Annotated in this window: 16 protein-coding genes; 8 read left to right on the forward strand and 8 right to left on the reverse strand. The window is 55.4% G+C overall.

Going from position 1 to position 18,365, the window contains the following annotated elements:
• Positions 1-11 precede the first annotated feature (11 nt).
• From BA6348_RS22130 to BA6348_RS22145, 4 genes are all read right to left on the reverse strand, one after another.
• Positions 12-194 (reverse strand): hypothetical protein, encoded by a 183-nt coding sequence (locus tag BA6348_RS22130; protein WP_005831394.1) that lies wholly within the window; start codon positions 192-194, stop codon positions 12-14.
• A gap of 82 nt (positions 195-276) precedes the next feature.
• Positions 277-948 carry a FadR/GntR family transcriptional regulator gene (locus tag BA6348_RS22135; protein WP_005831396.1) on the reverse strand — a complete coding sequence of 224 codons (672 nt, stop codon included), beginning with the start codon at positions 946-948 and terminating at the stop codon, positions 277-279.
• A gap of 98 nt (positions 949-1,046) precedes the next feature.
• Positions 1,047-2,291, reverse strand: a complete 1,245-nt coding sequence (gene ystJ / locus BA6348_RS22140) for an NADP-dependent malic enzyme (protein WP_122952873.1) — start codon at positions 2,289-2,291, stop codon at positions 1,047-1,049.
• Positions 2,292-2,459: 168 nt separating this feature from the next.
• The gene (locus BA6348_RS22145) at positions 2,460-5,888 is read right to left on the reverse strand and encodes a DNA polymerase III subunit alpha (protein WP_122952874.1); all 3,429 of its coding nucleotides are present in this window, start codon (positions 5,886-5,888) and stop codon (positions 2,460-2,462) included.
• Between the two features lie 177 nt (positions 5,889-6,065).
• Here BA6348_RS22145 and BA6348_RS22150 point away from each other — a divergent pair, with 177 nt between their 5' ends.
• Positions 6,066-6,377: a YtpI family protein gene (locus BA6348_RS22150; protein ID WP_005831401.1), complete on the forward strand. Its 312-nt coding sequence runs from the start codon at positions 6,066-6,068 to the stop codon at positions 6,375-6,377.
• Positions 6,378-6,443: 66 nt separating this feature from the next.
• Positions 6,444-6,662 carry a hypothetical protein gene (locus BA6348_RS22155; protein ID WP_025846811.1) on the forward strand — a complete coding sequence of 73 codons (219 nt, stop codon included), beginning with the start codon at positions 6,444-6,446 and terminating at the stop codon, positions 6,660-6,662.
• Positions 6,663-6,853: 191 nt separating this feature from the next.
• Here the strand turns inward: BA6348_RS22155 and BA6348_RS22160 are convergent, their stop codons facing one another.
• The 3 genes from BA6348_RS22160 to BA6348_RS22170 all read right to left on the reverse strand — a co-directional run bounded on the left by BA6348_RS22160 (position 6,854) and on the right by BA6348_RS22170 (position 10,872).
• Positions 6,854-7,486, reverse strand: coding sequence for a DUF2087 domain-containing protein (locus BA6348_RS22160; protein ID WP_005831403.1), 633 nt, complete (start codon positions 7,484-7,486; stop codon positions 6,854-6,856).
• Between the two features lie 705 nt (positions 7,487-8,191).
• Positions 8,192-9,502, reverse strand: coding sequence for a DRTGG domain-containing protein (locus BA6348_RS22165; RefSeq protein ID WP_005831405.1), 1,311 nt, complete (start codon positions 9,500-9,502; stop codon positions 8,192-8,194).
• 212 nt (positions 9,503-9,714) lie between these two features.
• A complete protein-coding gene (locus BA6348_RS22170; protein WP_122952875.1) occupies positions 9,715-10,872 on the reverse strand; it encodes a DUF445 domain-containing protein in 1,158 nt (385 codons plus the stop codon).
• Between the two features lie 93 nt (positions 10,873-10,965).
• Between BA6348_RS22170 and BA6348_RS22175 the strand changes: the two genes are divergently transcribed.
• The 6 genes from BA6348_RS22175 to BA6348_RS22200 all read left to right on the forward strand — a co-directional run bounded on the left by BA6348_RS22175 (position 10,966) and on the right by BA6348_RS22200 (position 17,721).
• Positions 10,966-12,399 (forward strand): YheC/YheD family endospore coat-associated protein, encoded by a 1,434-nt coding sequence (locus tag BA6348_RS22175; RefSeq protein ID WP_005831408.1) that lies wholly within the window; start codon positions 10,966-10,968, stop codon positions 12,397-12,399.
• A gap of 5 nt (positions 12,400-12,404) precedes the next feature.
• Entirely contained in the window at positions 12,405-13,496 is a 1,092-nt protein-coding gene (locus BA6348_RS22180; RefSeq protein ID WP_007782712.1) for a YheC/YheD family endospore coat-associated protein, read from the forward strand.
• Between the two features lie 2 nt (positions 13,497-13,498).
• The gene (locus BA6348_RS22185; protein WP_005831411.1) at positions 13,499-14,875 is read left to right on the forward strand and encodes a YheC/YheD family endospore coat-associated protein; all 1,377 of its coding nucleotides are present in this window, start codon (positions 13,499-13,501) and stop codon (positions 14,873-14,875) included.
• Positions 14,876-14,918: 43 nt separating this feature from the next.
• Positions 14,919-16,229, forward strand: a complete 1,311-nt coding sequence (locus tag BA6348_RS22190) for a YheC/YheD family endospore coat-associated protein (protein ID WP_007782718.1) — start codon at positions 14,919-14,921, stop codon at positions 16,227-16,229.
• A gap of 5 nt (positions 16,230-16,234) precedes the next feature.
• Positions 16,235-16,717, forward strand: coding sequence for a GNAT family N-acetyltransferase (locus BA6348_RS22195; RefSeq protein WP_005831415.1), 483 nt, complete (start codon positions 16,235-16,237; stop codon positions 16,715-16,717).
• Between the two features lie 125 nt (positions 16,718-16,842).
• A complete protein-coding gene (locus BA6348_RS22200) occupies positions 16,843-17,721 on the forward strand; it encodes a hypothetical protein (protein ID WP_122952914.1) in 879 nt (292 codons plus the stop codon).
• 78 nt (positions 17,722-17,799) lie between these two features.
• On the opposite strand, the gene BA6348_RS22205 is transcribed toward BA6348_RS22200, so the two are convergent.
• Positions 17,800-18,342, reverse strand: a complete 543-nt coding sequence (locus BA6348_RS22205) for a hypothetical protein (RefSeq protein ID WP_026557909.1) — start codon at positions 18,340-18,342, stop codon at positions 17,800-17,802.
• Positions 18,343-18,365 lie beyond the last annotated feature (23 nt).

An 18,365-nucleotide genomic window follows, 5' to 3' on the forward strand; every position in this document is an offset into this window, starting at 1 on the left:
CACCTTTCTCATCAGTGAAGGATCGAGCCGAGTACATCCCGGACTTCATTCAGTTCGCCCTCGGGCACGAGAATCTCGTATTGCTTCGAGACCTTCGCCTCGCGAACCTTGACCAAAAACCCTTCATCTGTCAAACGTTGCTGTATCCGTTCAGCTATTTTAGCGCTAGGAGCGATGTAGATGACCGTCCACATGCTGGCTTCCTCCTTCATCGTCCAATACAGGTCTGCATCATCATATCACAGCGCCAGCGCCCCTCGCAAATAGGAGAAAAATCTAGAGCTTGCTGTTCTCCAGATGGTGCCTCATTCTCTCAACCGCGACATTGACATCGCCTGCGCGGATTGCCTCCATGATCTCGCGATGCTCTTCCAGCGCCATGCGCGCCCTGCCTTCCCGCGACAGCGATTCCGTCCGCACGCTGTTGCTATACTCTACCAACGGCGTCCAGATGCGGTGCAAAATGGAATTGCGGCTGGATCGGCAAATCACGCGATGAAACTGATAGTCTTCTTCCGTAGGAACCTCGCCTCTCTCTACCCGTTCGTGCGCAATGGCGAGAATCCGTTCCATTTCTTCAAAATGCTTCGCGGTCGCCCGCCTACAGGCGAGACGAACAGCGTCGATCTCCAGCATTTTGCGCATTTCGATCAAGTCCTTCTTGGTTTTCGTATCCCGTAGGATAAAAAAGCCAAGAATATCGATCAGACGGTTGTGCCGATAATGCTTGAGGAAGGTGCCTTCTCCGCGGCGAGTCTCGATGAGCCCGAGCAGTTCCAGAGCACGGAGAGCTTCGCGTACAGAGGATCGCCCTGCTCCCAACTGCTCAGACAACTCTCGCTCCGACGGAAGCTTGTCGCCAGGCCTTAAGTTTTGCTCCTGAATGATTTCGTGAAGTTGCAGGAGAATGCCTTCGTAAACCTTTCGATCTTGAGTGGAGTCGAGCACAATGACCCTCCTTATTGCTACTACTGGTGAAGTGAAGCACCCTCCACATATTCACGTCCGATACAGGTGCTCGTGGAGGGTGTTTGACTGCACTTCCCTTACACTTGCTGGTAGGAAATGGCTGCCAGACTGGCTGTTTTCTCTTTTACTGCTTCCGGATCGACGGTGATGCGGGCTACGCCGCTTTCCATCGCCGCTTTGGCTACGGCTGCTGCAACGTTTGGAGCAACACGCGGATCGAATGGAGCAGGAATTACTTTTTCAGCAGAGAGCTCTTCTGGCGAGATCAGGTCGGCAATGGCATAGACGGCTGCCAGCTTCATCTCTTCGTTGATCTCGGTCGCGCGCGTATCCAGCGCCCCGCGGAAAATGCCCGGGAAAGCGAGGACGTTGTTCACCTGGTTCGGGAAGTCGGAACGGCCTGTACCGACAACCGCTGCGCCCGCTGCTTTTGCCTCGTTCGGCATGATTTCCGGAGTCGGGTTCGCCATGGCGAAGATGATCGGATCGCGGTTCATGGAGCGCACCATTTCAGGAGTGACAGCACCTGCTACGGATACGCCGATAAATACGTCTGCCCCTTTCATCGCTTCTGCCAGATCGCCTTGCAGCTTGCTGCGGTTCGTGATTTTCGCCATTTCTTCTTTTACCGGGTTCATTCCGTAGTCGCGGCCTTCGTACACGATTCCTTTTGTATCGACCATGATGACTTCTTTTACGCCCATGGAAATCAAAAGTTTCATGATCGCGATACCAGCGGCGCCCGCACCGTTCGCCACTACGCGGATGTCCTCCAGCTTTTTGTCCACTACGCGCAGGGCGTTAATCAGACCGGCTGCCGTCACGATCGCCGTACCGTGCTGGTCGTCGTGGAAGATCGGGATGTTCGTCTCGCGCTTCAGGCGCTCTTCCACTTCGAAGCACGCAGGAGCTGCGATATCTTCGAGGTTCACGCCGCCAAAGGTCGGCTCAAGCAGCTTCACCGTCTCGACGATTTTGTCCACGTCGGTTGTGTTGAGGCAGATCGGGAAAGCATCCACGCCTGCGAAGGATTTGAACAGTACCGCTTTTCCTTCCATCACGGGCATCGCTGCTTCCGGACCGATGTTGCCGAGGCCGAGAACGGCTGTACCGTCGCTCACGACAGCAACGAGGTTGCCTTTCATGGTGTATTCGTAAACTTTGGACTTGTCGTCGAAAATGTCTTTGCAAGGTTCAGCTACGCCAGGAGAATAAGCCAAGCTCAGGTCGTGCGCATTGCGAACAGGAACCTTTGTCACCGCCTCCAGCTTCCCTTTATTTTTTCGATGAAGTTCCAGCGCTTCCTCTCTCAGATTAGACATCTTTTACCACTCCATTTCGCGATAATCTTTCTATGATTGCTTGAACAGCCTCTTTAATGCTTGAAAGCCCTAAGTGGTCTGACCACTTTATGAGTTATGAATTCACTATATAGCAAAACCTGTTCTCCTGTAAACCTGCCGAAAACGGCGAAAAAGGGAGGACATTCCTCATCCTCCCCAATTTATGGGCAATTCTTTCTGAATTACGCTGTCACGTCCCACAATATCTCGCGCTTGCTCCAAAAATGACTCGTCCACCTCTACCCGAATGTCTTCCGGAAGGCGAATTGTCTGTCTTTTTCCTTCGTAAAACAAAATCACAGGAATCGTTCCTTTTTTTTCGACAAACAGCCGTTGCAGACGTTGCAGTGTCGAATCGTGCTCCTGCTGGGCCGATATTTTGACAAACAGAACCGTTTCCGTCGTCGGCGCAGGCAGCGCCTCGGCATCCCAGAAGCGCGAAGCGAGCAGCTTCACCGTATCATCCTGATGGTCTACCCGCGCTTCGGCCACGACGATGCGCTCCTTGCCCAGAAGCTGCCCGTACTTGGCAAACACTTGCGGAAAAACGACCAGCTCGACGGGCATCGTCTTGTCTTCCAGCGTAAGGAACGCCATCGGGTCGCCTTTTTTCGTCTGGATGCGCTTTTCTTCCGTAATCATTCCGAACACCTTGACCGTCTTGTCGCGAGCGACTTCACTGAGAGCGGAGATGGCGGTCACTTCCGGGCGGGCAGCCACATGGGCATACTGGTCGAGCGGATGGCCGGAGAGGTAGACGCCGATCAGCTCTCTTTCTTCTTTCAACTGCTGCGTGCGCGAAAGCGGCGGCACGTCCGGGTATTCGGCAGGGTCCCGCGGCGGAGCAGACTGCTCCTCTCCGGCAAACAGGTCGAGCTGGTTTGCGTCCCGCTCCACACGTTTGGCGTTTGCCTTGCCTACCGCTTCATCGAGCAACAGCAGCAGTTGGCTGCGGTGACCAGGCAGCGAATCGAGCGCGCCGCACAGTGTCAACGACTCGACCACCCGCCTGTTCACGAGCCGCGCATCCACTCTGGCGCAAAAATCGAACACGTCCCGATACGGCCGGCCAGCGCGCTCCTTCACGATGGACTCAATCGCGCCGTAGCCGACGTTTTTTACGGCAGCAAGCCCGAAGCGGATCGCCTCCTCCTCTACCGTAAAGTACGCGGCGCTCTTGTTGACGTCCGGGCCAAGCACGCGCAGGCCAAGACGGCGCGCCTCTTCCGTGTACTCGGCGATCCGCGTCTGCGAGCCGATGGACAGCGACAAAAGCGCCGCCATGAAAGCGAGCGGATAGGTCGCTTTCAAATACGCCATCTGGTAGGCGATGATCGCGTAGGCGACGGAGTGGGCCTTGTTGAAGCCGTAATCGGCGAAGCGCACAATCAGGTCGTACACCTGGTTGCCCAACTCTTCCCCGTAGCCATGGCGGACGCAGCCTTCCACGAATTTTTCCCGCTGCTCGGCCAGCAGCTCGCGTTTTTTCTTGCCGACTGCCCGGCGCAAAATATCGGCCTCGCCCAAGCTGAAGCCAGCGAGCGTAGACGAAATCTGCATGATCTGCTCCTGGTAGATCATAAAGCCGTGCGTTTCGCGCAAAATCGGCTCGAGAATCGGATGGGCGTACTGGACTTTGCTCTGGCCGTGCTTGGCGGCAATGTACTGGGGAATAATCTCCATCGGTCCCGGACGGTACAGGGCGAGTACAGCGATGATGTCACCCAAGCTGGTCGGCTTCAGGTCGCGAAGCACATGGCGCATCCCGCCCGACTCCAACTGAAACACGCCTGTCGTCTCGCCGCGCGACAGCATGCGGAACGTTTTCGGATCGTCTGTCGGAATTTTTTCCAGGTCAAGCTCAATCCCTTGCTCGGCGAGGTGGCGGAGTGTCTCCTGAATGATCGTCAGGTTGCGCAGCCCGAGAAAATCCATTTTCAACAGGCCCACTTCCTCCAAAATCTCCATCGGATACTGGGTGAGCGCCAGCCCTTCGTTGCCTGTTTGCAGCGGCACGTAGCTGGTCAGCGGCTCGCGCGAAATGACGACGCCCGCCGCATGGGTGGAAGCGTGGCGCGGCAGCCCTTCCACGCCTTTTGCTGTCGCGATCAGCAAGGCGGCCTGCTTGTTTTCGGCACACAGCTTGCCGATATCCGGGTTGAGCTCTATCGCGCGGTCAATCGTCATCCCCGGCGATTGCGGAATCATTTTGGCCACGCGGTCGATAAGCCCAAGCGACAGCCCGAGCGCCCGGCCGACGTCGCGCACCGCAGCGCGAGCCGCCATCGTCCCGAACGTAATGATCTGGGCGACGCGGTCGTGACCGTACTTTTTCGCCACGTAGTGGATCACTTCGTCGCGCCGCTCCACGGAAAAGTCGATATCAATATCCGGCATCGTCACCCGCTCGGGATTGAGAAACCGCTCAAAGAGCAGGTTGAAGCGGAGCGGATCGACGTTTGTAATTTTCAGCGCATAGGCGACAAGGCTGCCCGCAGCAGAGCCCCGGCCCGGCCCGGTCGGAATGCCGTGCTGGTGGGCGTAGCGCATGAAGTCCCACACGATCAGGAAGTAGTCGGTAAAGCCCGTTCCGGTAATAATCGACAGTTCGTGATCGAGCCGCTCCCGGATTTGCGGCGTCATTTCCCCGTAGCGTTCCCGGCAGCCTTGCTCGCAGAGCGAACGCAAATATTGTGCCGAATCTTGTCCCGCAGGCAAGGGAAATTCCGGCAAAATGTGCGCGCCAAACGACAGCTCTACGCTGCATCTGTCTGCGATCATGGCCGTATTCGCCAGCGCCTCGGGCGCGTAGGAAAAGGCCGCTGCCATCTCCTCTCCGCTTTTCAAGTAGTATTGGTCCGTTTCGTAGCGAAAACGGTTTTCCTCCTCGATCGTTTTGCCTTCCTTGATCGCGAGCAGGATATCGTGCAGGCGATGCTCGTTTTGCATGACGTAGTGTACGTTGTTCGTGGCGACCAGCGGAATGCCCGTCTCCTGACTCAGCTTGACCAGGCGAGCATTGAGCCTGCGCTCGCTCTCCAGGCCGTGGTCCGCCAGCTCCAAAAAGTAATTCGCTTCGCCGAACACGCGCCGATGCCACAAGGCCGCTTCCAGCGCCGCCTGCGCTTCGCCTGCGAGCAAAAGCTGCGCGACTTCGCCGTGCTGGCAGCCGCTGAGCGCAATCAGCCCTTCGGCATGCCGGACGAGCGCTTCCTTGTTCACGCGCGGGATGATGTAGTTTCCTTCCGTATTGGCGACTGTCGCCAGCTTGAGCAGGTTGCGGTAGCCCGTTTCGTTTTCCGCCAGTACGACCAAATGGTGCGGGGCAGGCGCATTGCGCACGCGATCCTGCAAGTTTCCTTCGATCACGTACAGCTCCATCCCGATGATCGGCTTGATCTGCGCTGCCTGGCAAGCTTTATAAAAAGGGACAGCCCCGTACAGGTTGGCGTGGTCGGTAATCGCCAGCGCGCTCATGCCCAACTCCTGTGCACGCGCTACCAGCGCCTCGATCCTCGCCGCTCCGTCTAGCAAGCTGTACTCTGTATGAACGTGCAAATGGACAAAGGAGGTCATCTGCTTCCTTCCTCTCCTGTTTTACGAGTCGATTCGTTTTCGTAGCTTTCTCTATCATTATACCGAAAGTAAGAGGAATGTGGGGGAATAAGAACGAATGTTCCTGTTTGAATTTGACCTTTCTTGCTTTGATTTGGTAGGATAATACCAGATTTGTTCGAAAGGATGAAGCCATCTATGTGGTCGGCCTTTTATTTGACCGGCGTTCTCGCTTCGCTCGTAGCCAGCGTCTATTTCAGCATCCACGCGCGCAGACGCGGCATCCATCCGCTGGAGTCCCGGATGACGCTTGGCAAAATGAATATTGCACTTGGCATTCTCGTCTCTTTGTTCGGCCTCAACCAGTTTACGTTTGATACGCTCGATACGATCCGCATCGTGGTCGCGATCGTCATGCTGCTCGTCGGCGTGATGAACCTGTATTTGGGAACCCGCAACTTTTTGCACTATCGCAGCGCCTGGCGGGCAGAATTGAAAAAAGGCATCTGAGAGCTAAAAAGCATGGGAACAAACAGATTGTTCGGCATGCTTTTTTCTTTGACAGGAGGTGGATTTGTGAAGACATGGACAACGGGCAAGCAGCTCGCCATCTGCTCTACATTGCTCGGGCTGATGCTTATTTCCAGCATCGTCGTGCTGCTGCTCACGCCACACACGTTTGTCCGCGCCCTGCATCTCGTAGTCGTCGTCGCGTTGTCGATGGCGCTCGGGGCTTTTGCCCGGGAGTTTTTTCTTTTGCGGGAAAAGAAAAAACAGGCTAAAAGAGAGGCGTAGCGGTTATTGCGATGCTTCTCTTTTAGCCTGCTGGAAATAGTTTTCCTGAATTGCCAATGGTTTGCCATGGCTAAGCACAATCTGTTCTCGTTATAATCAGTTTGTGTGACATTCTATTGTTTCAGACAACCTGAGCGAAGTGCCGACGGTTGTCCTTTTTTATGCCCTTTTTGCATGGCGATTGTTTCCAGTTAACGCAAATCCTCTGCTTTGGCCCACATTTCCTCGGGGTTCAGCTCGTAGATGCCGTCTTCCCGATACATGTAGTGGTTCATGACAAATTCCCGGCGAATCGTCGCGTAATCTTCGTGGAACTGGCGGATGTAGTCGTTGATCTCCTGCTCCTTGTATTTCCGGCCGTGCTCCAGCCCCCGGACCATGTGTTCGAACACGATCAGCTTTTTCTTGCGCTGGGACGGGATTTGCTTCAGCTTGCCGTCTGGAGTCAGGAAGCTTTTGATTACGTGCATGTGTTCCGCTGCCATCTGGGCCCTCCTCTGATCGTGGTTTTCCTCCGCTTGCGCAAACAGCCCTTCTTCGCTAAAGTCCTTCGCCCGTTCGAGCACGTTCAATATAGCTTGGGTCTGCCGCTTCATGTTGGCTTCGTGCAAGTAAAAGTAGATCGTATTTTTATCTCGCCGCTCGTAGACGATCCCCGCCTCCCGCAGCTTCGCCATATGGTGCGTAATCGTCGGCGGCGTCACGCCGAGCTTCCCAGCCAGCGCCTGCCCGTGCAAGGGGCCGTTTGCCAAAATCGCGAGGATACGCACCCGCGTCGGATCGCCCAAGGCTTTGTAAAAGGTGACGAGTTTATCCAGTTGCACAGGGATGCTCCTTTCTTTTTGGGGCGGCGTGTGTTGTGCATGAGATTAGATGAAATTCTAATTAGATGATAGTGTAACTTGGTGGTTTTTGTCAATGTGTGGTGGTTTCTTTGGGTTATCCTCAGGATCGGTTGGGGTTTCAAAGAGCTTCGCTTTTTCTTCGTTTTCCTCCCAGGGGCTGTTTGATTGGGCGGAGCTTTTTTAAGGGGAAAAGCGTCGGTTCAGTTCGGCAGCAATGGTCGGGGAAAAAAGAAGCTGTTGGCTGGGACAGGGCTTTTAACGGCCAAAAGCTCTCTACCTGGCCGTATGGCTGATGGAAAATGTAAAGTAGTATCTAAAACTAAATGTATCTGCTGGAAAGTCTAATTTTTACTTGTAACGTATCCTTACGAGATTGCTAATCACGTTAGAGGCTCTGTTTCAGATGAAGTCTGGGATTCGCGGGCAACAGAAACGCAACCCTGACTAGACTACGAAGCGGCTACCACTTTTGCGTTTCCCCGCGAATCCCTGCGGAGCGGACAGTCCCCGCTTCCCTGCAGGACGTAGACCGGGCCCCGCTGAACGCGAGCGATAACTTGTGTTCAGTGGGTGAAGACCGGAGCTTAGTCCGGAAATATTCTTCTCTCCGCAACAGCCCCGCTTAAAAAACATCAAAAAAGGACAGCCCCTCTAAAAAGAGACTGCCCAAAAACACTACACACCTCACCGATCAATAATCTGCGCCGTAATCATCGCCTGCCCGACGAGCTGCTCGCCGTGGTAGACCGAAACCTCCACCTTCCCGAAGCGCCGACTGATATCCAAAAGCCGCGGCTGCACCTGGATGTGGCTCTCCATCTGTACGGGCTTCAAAAAGTACACCGTGATGTTTTCCGGCACCATGTCGCCCCGGCGATGCTGACGCAAGAGATTACAAGCCGCTTCCACCATCACCGTCGTCATGATTCCGCTCGCAATCGTCCCCAGATGATTCGTCATCTGCGGAGTGACGTCGCCCAGATAGACCAGCTCGTCAGCCTGACGCTCCTCGCGGAAATGAGACATAATCAGGTTCGGAAACGTTTCGCTCATCTGTGGCTGCTTCGCCGTGAACTGGAGCGCTTTCAACACATCGTTGCGGCTCAGCACGCCCACCAGCTTGCGATAATTGTCCACGACCGGCAACAGCTCGATCCCTTCCCACACCATCATGTGCGCCGAAGACGCCACAGACACGCGCGGCGAAGTCGTGATCGGATTTTTCGTCATCACCTTGTCGATCGTCGCCGTCTCTTCGTGGCCGATAATATCCTTCGAAGTCACGATCCCGATCAGACGCATCTGCTCGTCGACAACCGGAAAGCGCGTATCCTGATACAACTCCGTATACTGATGCCATTTGGCGACCGTATCGCTCGGCAGCAGTACCGGCGTCTCCGCAAGCGGCTTCAGCACGTCCTCCACCATCACGATTTCCTTTTTAATCAAACGGTCGTAAATCGCCCGGTTAATCATCGACGCGACCGTAAACGAATCATAGCTGGACGAAATGATCGGCAGAGCCAGCCGATCCGCCAGTTGCTTGATTTCCTCGCTCGTATCGAAGCCGCCTGTTATCAGTACGGCTGCGCCTTGCTGCAAAGCGATCTTGTGCGCCTGATAGCGGTTCCCGACAATCAGCAGGCTGCCCGCGTCGATGTAGCGCATCATCGCTTCCAACTGCATCGCGCCGATCACGAATTTGTTCAATGTCTTATGCAGCCCTTCCCGTCCGCCCAGCACATGGCCGTCGACGATATTGACCACCTCGGCAAAAGTCAATCGCTCTATGTTTTCCTTTTGCTTCTTCTCGATTCTCACTGTGCCGACACGTTCAATGGTGCTTACGTATCCTTGTGTTTCCGCTTCCTTGATAGCGCGGTAGGCCGTACCCTCACTCACATCCAGGTCTTTGGCGATCTGCCGCACGGAAATCTTCGAACCGATCGGAAGGCGATCAATATGCTGCAAGATTTGTTCATGCTTCGTTGCCATATTGCTACTCCCCCTTCCTGGTCTCCCACCCGTTCCAATGTACGCGCGCTCCTTCGAACAATATACCCGAAGGCGCGGCAAAAAAAAAGGGTAGCTTTTTCAAGCTACCGATCAGAAAGTATATCATTAAGGGGGTTTTCATCGTGCTTTTATCTTACCCAAGGAATATTACAGGATTATTACAAGGCGGTTACAGTTTCTTTTCAGTTTTCCTACCCTAACCAGCTTGCCAAAAGCCCCTGGACCAGACCAATGATCCCGCCGAGAATAAAGCCGAGCACCGTAATCATGCGAAACTCTTTTCCCGAGATGCCGACGACCATCTCTTCGATTCTTTCAGTCGGGAAGCCCTCTACCTGCCTTGTCACAATATCGCGAATCGCCAGCCGCGAAAAAATGCGTTCCACGTTTTGCTGCAGCGACTCTACCATCCATTTTGCCAGCCGCGGGACGAGGTTCGTCTGGACTGTCTCCTGAATGGGCGCGGTCAGGCGCGACAGCGGCTCATCGACCAGCCGCAGGCTCTGTTCCTCGATTTTGGCGAAAAGCGCCCGCGACCAGTCGTCGATCTGCTCGCGACCAAGCCACTCCACCAGCTCGCCGACATTTTTGTCCAGCAGCTTGTCCGCTTCCTTGCGCAAAAACTGCTGCAGGCGTCCGGCCAGCTCCGGGCTTTGCAAAAGGTCGTCGAGAGCCGGGAGAATTTTGCCGATGATTTTGTCGTCGGTAAGAAACATGCCGACCAGCCCGCCAAACATCCCTCCGCCGCCACCGAGCATGCTTTTGACCATGCTCTGCAACGTTTGCTGTCCTTCCGGTGAGTGCAGATAGCCGCGCAAACGGTCCATCAGCAGTTGGCTGACCGTCGCGAACGTGGCGTCCAGGCGCTCTTGCCCCGCGTGCGGGATCAGCTCGCGCAGCTTTGTTTCTTCATATTGACTGAGCAGATGTTGGACAAAAGCGTCCCACTTCTCCTGCACAGGAGCGCGCACGCCTTCCTTCCAGCCTCCATCCTCTGTGAACAAATCGGGAACAGCGGCAAGCAAAGCCTGACGCAACGTACGCTCGTCCGCCATCCAGTGCATCGCCAGATTGTTCATCCAGCTTGCCAGCGTGTTTTCCAGACCGCCCTGGGCAAGCGCCCGCCTGACGCCTTCTGTCGTGAGCAAATGCTCTTCCACCAACCTGCCCATTTGTATTGCGATGTCATCCCGCCTTCTCGGGATCAGTCCCGGGGTAAACGGCACCTTCCAATTGCCGATATACCAAGGCTTGAGCGGCCGGAAAAGCATGCGGATGGCCAGTTCGTTCGTGACGCCGCCAATGACAGAACCGACGCCAATATTCACTAATACTATCCATAAGTTCATAAATCCTAACAACCTTTCTTCTCTGCATGGCACCAAACGATTTAGCTACTCATACCATAGACTAACTTTATGCCTGATGGGAAGGGGATAGCCATGTCTTACGTTCCAACCATCGTCGTCGGATACGAGCCAAAGACGGAAGTAGACCTTTACCTACCCCAGGCGCAAATGCGCAAATGGAATCTTTCTTCGCCCACCGCTACTGTCCAATTCGGAAGCAAAACGGTTCGCGCCCGCATCAGCGGCATAGATCGCAGCGGCCAAACACTCATCCGGCCCGCCGTGGCTGGGTCGCTTCGCCTCCCTACAGGCGTTCCTCTGCTGCTGCGCTACGACGCGGACCAACAAACGCTTGTTTTCGGGCCGTATGTAGGGATTCTCGTATCCTCTTACAATGCCCAATTTACGCAATCCCCGTTTGGACCGTTGTCAACTTTTTTCAACGAGCTAGCCGATATTTGCCGCAAGCGTGGAGGAATCATCTGCGCATTCCGACTTCAGGATGTCAATTGGGATGCCGGCATCGTGCGCGGCCTTGTTCGGAGAGGAGGAGTATGGCGCCAAAAAGTGCTGCCGCTGCCCCAATGTATCTATAACCGCCTCGTCTCCCGCCAAAGGGAGCGCAGCGAGCAGATGGCGAATTGGCTGCAGCGCTGCAAGGAAGCCAACATCCCCTTCTTCAACGAGCGTTTCTTGAACAAGTGGCACGTGCACTCCGCTCTGCAAAATCAGGAAAGCGCCGCCGAGCATCTTCCTGCCATGGTTCGCTTTCAGAGCCTGGGAGATTTGCGGATGATGCTGTCTACGTATCGCACTGTTTATGCAAAACCGGCAAATGGAAGCATGGGACGAGGGATTATCCGGCTGCGCCGAACGCAGGAGGGGTATCAGCTCGCCCGCCCAGGCGGGTTTGGCAAAACGTTCTCCAGCATAACCGGCTTGCACCAGTACTTGCACAAACAGACAAAAGGCAAACCTTATTTGCTGCAGCAAGGTTTACCGTTGATCGGCATGCACGGTCGGCCGACTGATTTTCGCGTGCTGGTGCAAAAAAATCGCGCAGGCGAATGGGCCGTCACATCTATGGTTGCCCGTTTGGGATTGAATCGCATCGTTTCCAATATATCCAGAGGCGGCCAGATGATGACGCCCCTTCAGGCACTGCGTGTATGTGGACCATGGGCCAGCTCCGTTCGCCCGTCTCCAGCCACGCTAAAAGAAGTGGCCTTGAAGCTGTCCGTCCTGCTTGAAGAAGCACTGCCCGGCCATTACGCAGAATTCGGCGTCGATCTCGGCGTGGATGTCCGTGGACAGGTGTGGCTTTTGGAGGTGAACAGCAAGCCTTCCAAAACCGCCAATACCATTCCTTTGCCTGAAGGCGTGGAGGAGCCGCCCCGACGCGCCCGTCCTTCCGTCGTACGCATGCTGGAATACTCATCCTACATCAGTGGTTTTCCCCGGACAGCCAAACCGAAACCAAGGGCGACAACAGGCAAATCCAAAGGCAAGAAAAACAGGCGAAGGTGACCCACATGAGAGCAGACGCGAGAAGTCTTGGCATCATGACCCGCTGCCAAGGCTCCCACTTTGTAGACAAAGGGTATTACAAAAAGCTGACGCTGTACGGACGCAAGCACGGCATTCGCGTCTTTGTGTTCTCGCCGCGTCAGGTTAACTTTTCCTCGCGAACGGTAAAAGGCTTCGAATACCGCAACGGATCGTGGCAAGCAAATGTTTTCCCGCTCCCGGCCTTGATCTACGATCGGTGTTTCGTAGGCCCAGCTTACCGCCACTATAAACCATTTGTGGAAAAGTTGCAAAACGATCGCAACATTACATTTTTGGGGCGTGGTCTGTCCGGGAAGTGGCAGGTTCACCAAATGCTGTCCAAGTCGCCGCTGCTGTCTTCGTATTTGCCGCCGACCGAAATTTTGTCGTTTGCTACCGTGCAAGACATGCTGCAAAAGCACGGAGCTGTCGTCATCAAGCCCATGGCGGGAACGCATGGAATCGGGGTCGTGCGCATCAAGGAGACAAAGAGCGGCTACGAGGCGACCGGACGGAACCGGGAAAATCGGCCGTTTCGCAGGCAGATCCGGGACACCGCCGGGCTGAAGACTTTTGTCGCCTCGTTTACCTCCGGGCGCAAATTCCTTGTACAGCCCTATCTCAAGCTGCATACCCCGGATGGCACCCCTTTTGACGTCAGGGTGCTCGTACAAAAAAACGGGCAGGGTGAATGGGAGACGACAGGAAAAGCTGTTCGCCTTGGCGACAAGCGAAGCATTACCTCCAACCTGCATGGAGGAGGCAAGGCAGAGCCGCTCTCCGCGTTTCTAGCCCGGCATTTCAAGCCTGCCGTCCACTCGCGGATCGATCAGACGATCAACCAGCTCGCACAGGAATTGCCGCGCTTTTTGGAGGATTGCCACGGCAGGCTTGTCGAGTTGGGGATTGATGTCGGCATCGACACGGCCGGAAATGTCTGGGTCATCGAGGTCAACAGCAGGCCAGGACGGACTGTGTTTCGCTTGATTGACGACCCGGTCGCCAAACGCCACTCCATTACCCAGCCCGTTCGATACGCCCACTATCTCATGAAAGAGCGCGTAGGAGGTTACTAAGCATGGAAACGTTCAGAATGCGGCTTCGCTTCCTTTCCAATCCCCGTGTCAGCGGGATCATCCTGCCGACTAATCTCTTCTCCAAGCTACAGCTACGCCATCGCCAAAAAATTACGGTCATGCTGGGCAAAAAGGAAGTCGTCGCAACCGTACTGCAAGACAAGCGAAATCCTGATTCCAATGTCATCAAAGTGACCACGCTGCTCCAGTCCGAGCTGGGCATCCCGCACGGCGGTTTGATCCAGCTCAAGCTGGAGGATTCGACGCTTCGAATCGGTCCGGCGATCGGCATCGTCACGACAGGCATTCGCAGGGACCCGCGGCAGCCGATTGGCCAGCGCACTTCTTTTTTCTACAAGCTGCTGCAGGCCCAGGAAGGCAAAGGCGTCTTTTACTATATTTTCTCCCCGCACGACGTGGACTGGAGTACCAATACGGTCAACGCCTGGTTTTTGCGCAAGGGCAAGACCGGCGGGTACTACTGGAAAAAAATCGTCACCGCCATGCCGGACGTCGTCTACGACCGGATTCCTTCCCGCTCGGCGGAAAAGCACGAAGCTGTGCGGGAGTTCAAATACAAGCTCGCCAGCTATCCGAACATGCCGATGTTCAACCAAGGCTTTTTCAACAAGTGGGGAGTCCACCAGATTCTCTACCCGAATCCGGAAGTCAACGAGCACATCCCGGAAACGTACACGTCCCCCTCGCTTGCGACTGTGCGGAATTTGCTGAAAAAATACACGATCGTGTATTTGAAGCCGAAAAACGGCAGCCTCGGCTACGGCATCGTGAAAGTCGTCAGACAGTCGGGCGGCGGCTACACAGCCTCGTATCACAACGGCAGCGGCAATGTAAAGCGGCAGTTTTCCAAGCTGTCCAGCCTGTACCAGCACGTGTTCCGCAGCCGGAGAGTCGGCAGCTACCTGGCGCAGCAAGGCATCCCGCTCAAAACCTTCCACGGACGCCCGTTTGACTTCCGCGTTCATCTGCACAAAAACCAGCAAAACGAATGGGTAGTTTCCTGCACGGCTGCCAAGGTAGCCGGCTCCGGCAGCGTGACGACGCACGTGCGCACGGGCGGTACCGTCATTCCCGGAGACGAACTGCTCCACCATCTGTACGGAAAGCAAAAAGCGCTGATGTCCGAGCGAATCAGCGAGGCTTCCATCCGCCTTGCCACGGCGATCGAGCAGGCAAAAGGCATCGACCTTGGCGAATTGGGACTGGATATGGGCATCGACATCCACGGCCATGTCTGGATGTTCGAGGCAAACTCCAAGCCCGGCCGCTCCATCTTCAAGCACGCCCGGCTCAAGCAAGCCGATCAGGAGTCCCGCAAGCTGCTCGTCGACTACAGTTGTTATTTGGCCAATTTCTAGGCGATAGACAAACAGCACCGTTTTTCAGGAAGGAGGAACACCCATGCTTCAGCAGCGCTCCGGGTGGCTGACCATCCTCCCCAGCGGCAAATGGTTCATCCAGCTACCACGGCAAGCTCTAGGCAAGCGGTCGCAAAAGAAACTGTTCGCAAGCCTCGGTCCGTTTTCGCACAACAAAAGGGTGTACACGGGCTTGCCCGCGATGCAGCCAGGGCGGTTTCGAACGCGGATCAACTGGAAAATGATGAACGACTCGCTAAAGCTTGGCCCTCTGATTGGCATTCTGACTGTTGGCGAGGGCGCAGCGTTTTTGGGTAATCGCGAAAACTTCAAGGACATCTCGCAATCTGGCAAGCGTTGGGGGGCGCTCGTGTACGTCTTCACTCCGCAAGGCATCAACTGGGAGAAAAAGAAGGTACGCGGCTATTTGTACAATCACAAGCAAAATCTGTGGCAGGAAGTCGTTCTCCCCTTCCCGCACGTCGTCTATAACCGCATCCCTACCCGAAAGGCAGAGCAGCGTCCCGAAGTCAAAAAAGCTTTGGCCCGCATCCACGAGATGCCGAACGTCACCTTGTTCAATCGCTGTTTTTTCGACAAGCAAGAGCTTTTCTCCATGCTAAAAAAGTACCCCGAGGTGCATGCGTTTCTCCCGGAGACGAAAAAGCTCGATACGCTCGCCCGCTTCAAAGGCTTTTGCACCGAGCATCGCTTCGTCTACCTCAAGCCGGTGCGCGGCAAGGCCGGGGAAGGGATCATGCGGGTCGAATACAAAAACGACGGCTGGCGGCTTCAGCGGCTCAAGGAACAACGGGCCGTCACGCGCCGCTTTTCCAATCTGGAAGATTTGTGGAAGCACGTAAATAGCCACGTCCGGCAGCAGCGGTACATCATGCAGCAAGGCATCCGCAGGGCACGCTTCAACGGCAAGCCTTTTGACGTGCGGGTACTCGTGCAAAAAAACGGCCATGGCGAATGGGGCGTAACCGGCGTCGGAATCAGACGCTCCGGCTCGCAAAGCATCACTACGCACGTCCCGCGCGGCGGCTCCATCCACTCCTTGTCTTCCGTCCTCCAGACTTTGTTCAAGGCTGATCCGGAAAAGATGGAAGAAAAGATTCACCAGACAGCGCTTACGATCGCAAGCACGCTGAACGAGGAGATCAAAGACCTGGCTGAAATGTCGATGGACCTCGGCCTGACAGAAGACGGCAGCCTCTGGTTTTTTGAAGCGAACGCCAAGCCGGAGAAGTTCGATGAGCCTTCGATCAGGCGCTTGTCGCTGTCCAATCTCATCCACTACGCCCAGTACGTATCCAGACTGCAAAGCGGGCGTGAAGCCGCAGCAGGGTAATCGCCATGAAAAAATCGTTGAAATACGTGATCTTACCTCCGCAAGCACTGGCTGAATCTCAGGCGACTCTGGTGAGATTTGCCCGTCAGGAAGGGGATCGGCGCATCACCAAGCACGCAATCGACTGGCTCTCGCGCCTGACCCCCAAGCTGCTTTCCAAAAAGGATTCCAGTGTCGCTCTTGCCATGAACGGGAAACGCGTCGTTGGCTTGTTCGCCGTTTCCCGCTGTGGACTGGGTCAATCCTTCCTGGTTGTAGATAAGCGCTACCGCAATCGGGGAATCGGCAAAGCGCTGACGACGCTCATCTGTCAGCGCTTGCCCAAACTGTACGTGCGCGTAGCTCTCGATAATGAGGCAAGTCTTACCCTTTTTCGCACCATGGGCTTCGAGCCTGTCAAAGCGAGCATCGGGCCAACGGGAAAGCCTACGCTCTGGTTCGCTTTTGGCCACTGGAATCCCACCGATTTGCAGGAACATGCCGGATGATGTCCGGCATGTTTTTTGCCATGCGCTCGTCGATTTCTTCACTAATGCGAATTCTTTTGCTTCATCCGTTCGTGCATGAGGAAACCTTCCTTGGTAAAAATACTCTGCAGGAGGTGGTCTTTCCCATGACCTACACAAACAACAACAATAACAACCAAATGCAATCTCAACAGCAACAACAGTTCCTCGGAGCGATGAGCCCAGCCGGAGCTATGTTCCAGCCAGGCTTCGCCGGAACAAACGTCCAGGAAGTTCAACACTGGAACCATGGCGGACATGCCCAATCTATCGGGACTCCTACATACGGCATGGCTTCTGGTGGCGGAGCGAGCGGTGCTCAATCGATCTTCTCGCCAGGATTTGCGGGTACGAACGCTCAGGAAGTACGTCAGCAAAACCACAGCTACCAGGCTCCGCAGCAGCAAGGCTATGGCCAGCAACAAGCGTATGGCCAACAGCAACAACAGCAAGCGTATGTGCCAAACCAGGCATTCAACGCCATCATGCATCAATCCGGCAACTACGCGCAGACGCAGCCTTCCTACAACCAAGGCTACGGATCCGGAGCAGGCTCGATCTTCTCGCCTGGCTTCGCTGGCACGAACGCTCAGGAAGTGCGTCAGCAAAACCAACAAGGCTACACAGGCTATCAAGGGTTTGCAGGCCAACAGCAGCCGTACACCGCTCAAGTCGCTTATCCTCCAGCGCTGACTGGCAGCATCTTCTCCCCTGGCTTTGCCCATACAAACGTCCAGGAAGTGCGCCAGCAAAACCATGGCGGCGGCTATGCTGCTTCGCTTCCGCAAGGCGGCTTCGGCATGCAAGCTCAGTACGGCCAGCAGCAACAACAGCAAGCTCAGCAATACCAGCAACCGCTCGGCTCGGGAGCGCACTCGATCTTTTCTCCCGGCTTTGCTGGCACTAACGTTCAGGAAGTACGCCAACTGAACACGCCAGGCCAGGCAGCTCCACACACTGGCTCCATCTTCCCAGGCAGCTTCTAAAAAGTCGCCGGGCAAAGGCTTTGCCATGCCTTCTGGCTTGGCTTCAGCACCAAAAAAAGCGTGACCATCTGCGGACGGTCACGCTTTTTCATTTGGGGACAGCCTGCGCTGTTCCTCTATCGCGGCGTACAAGGCATGCAACTCGACCAAGCTCGACTCGTCCACGGTAAACGTGAAACCGTCGAATAGGTAGGCATCCTGTTCGATCCCCGGGCAAGACCAGCCGGAGCCAAGAGCGGTGAACTGGGCAGCTACACACGCCTCGGTCTGCTCTAACTGTTCGCGCACGGCTACATGCCGTTCCAGCGCGGCCCGAAACGTGTCCATCACGAGCGCCAGCCGCTCATCCTGCCGGGCCAGCCGATAGAGAGCCAGCTCGATCTGCAGCCAGCACGTCACGTAAAAATGAAACTCCAAAAACAACGTAGTCAGCGCCGCTCGCAGCGGACGGTCATCCCCGCTCGTCTGCATCTGCTCCCAGCAGGCGTGCGCCTCCCGCTTTTTTTCCTGGATTAAGTCGTAGTGACTGACAGCACCGCGGTAAAACTTGCGGACCACATTGTACAGCATCTCGGGTGTCCGAGACGGAAGACCTCTGTGTCTGTTGGGCACATCACGCATGTATCGTTCCCTCTTTTCAAACG

Source organism: Brevibacillus agri, from assembly GCF_004117055.1.
GTDB lineage: Bacteria > Bacillota > Bacilli > Brevibacillales > Brevibacillaceae > Brevibacillus > Brevibacillus agri.

What these genes read in the sequence shown, in the direction of transcription:
- BA6348_RS22130 (WP_005831394.1), bottom strand. Translation starts at nt 194, where the DNA reads ATGTGGACGGTCATCTACATCGCTCCTAGCGCTAAAATAGCTGAACGG.
- ystJ (WP_122952873.1), bottom strand. Translation starts at nt 2,291, where the DNA reads ATGTCTAATCTGAGAGAGGAAGCGCTGGAACTTCATCGAAAAAATAAA.
- BA6348_RS22145 (WP_122952874.1), bottom strand. Translation starts at nt 5,888, where the DNA reads ATGACCTCCTTTGTCCATTTGCACGTTCATACAGAGTACAGCTTGCTA.
- BA6348_RS22150 (WP_005831401.1), top strand. Translation starts at nt 6,066, where the DNA reads ATGTGGTCGGCCTTTTATTTGACCGGCGTTCTCGCTTCGCTCGTAGCC.
- BA6348_RS22165 (WP_005831405.1), bottom strand. Translation starts at nt 9,502, where the DNA reads ATGGCAACGAAGCATGAACAAATCTTGCAGCATATTGATCGCCTTCCG.
- BA6348_RS22170 (WP_122952875.1), bottom strand. Translation starts at nt 10,872, where the DNA reads ATGAACTTATGGATAGTATTAGTGAATATTGGCGTCGGTTCTGTCATT.
- BA6348_RS22175 (WP_005831408.1), top strand. Translation starts at nt 10,966, where the DNA reads ATGTCTTACGTTCCAACCATCGTCGTCGGATACGAGCCAAAGACGGAA.
- BA6348_RS22180 (WP_007782712.1), top strand. Translation starts at nt 12,405, where the DNA reads ATGAGAGCAGACGCGAGAAGTCTTGGCATCATGACCCGCTGCCAAGGC.
- BA6348_RS22185 (WP_005831411.1), top strand. Translation starts at nt 13,499, where the DNA reads ATGGAAACGTTCAGAATGCGGCTTCGCTTCCTTTCCAATCCCCGTGTC.
- BA6348_RS22190 (WP_007782718.1), top strand. Translation starts at nt 14,919, where the DNA reads ATGCTTCAGCAGCGCTCCGGGTGGCTGACCATCCTCCCCAGCGGCAAA.
- BA6348_RS22195 (WP_005831415.1), top strand. Translation starts at nt 16,235, where the DNA reads ATGAAAAAATCGTTGAAATACGTGATCTTACCTCCGCAAGCACTGGCT.
- BA6348_RS22200 (WP_122952914.1), top strand. Translation starts at nt 16,843, where the DNA reads ATGACCTACACAAACAACAACAATAACAACCAAATGCAATCTCAACAG.
- BA6348_RS22205 (WP_026557909.1), bottom strand. Translation starts at nt 18,342, where the DNA reads ATGCGTGATGTGCCCAACAGACACAGAGGTCTTCCGTCTCGGACACCC.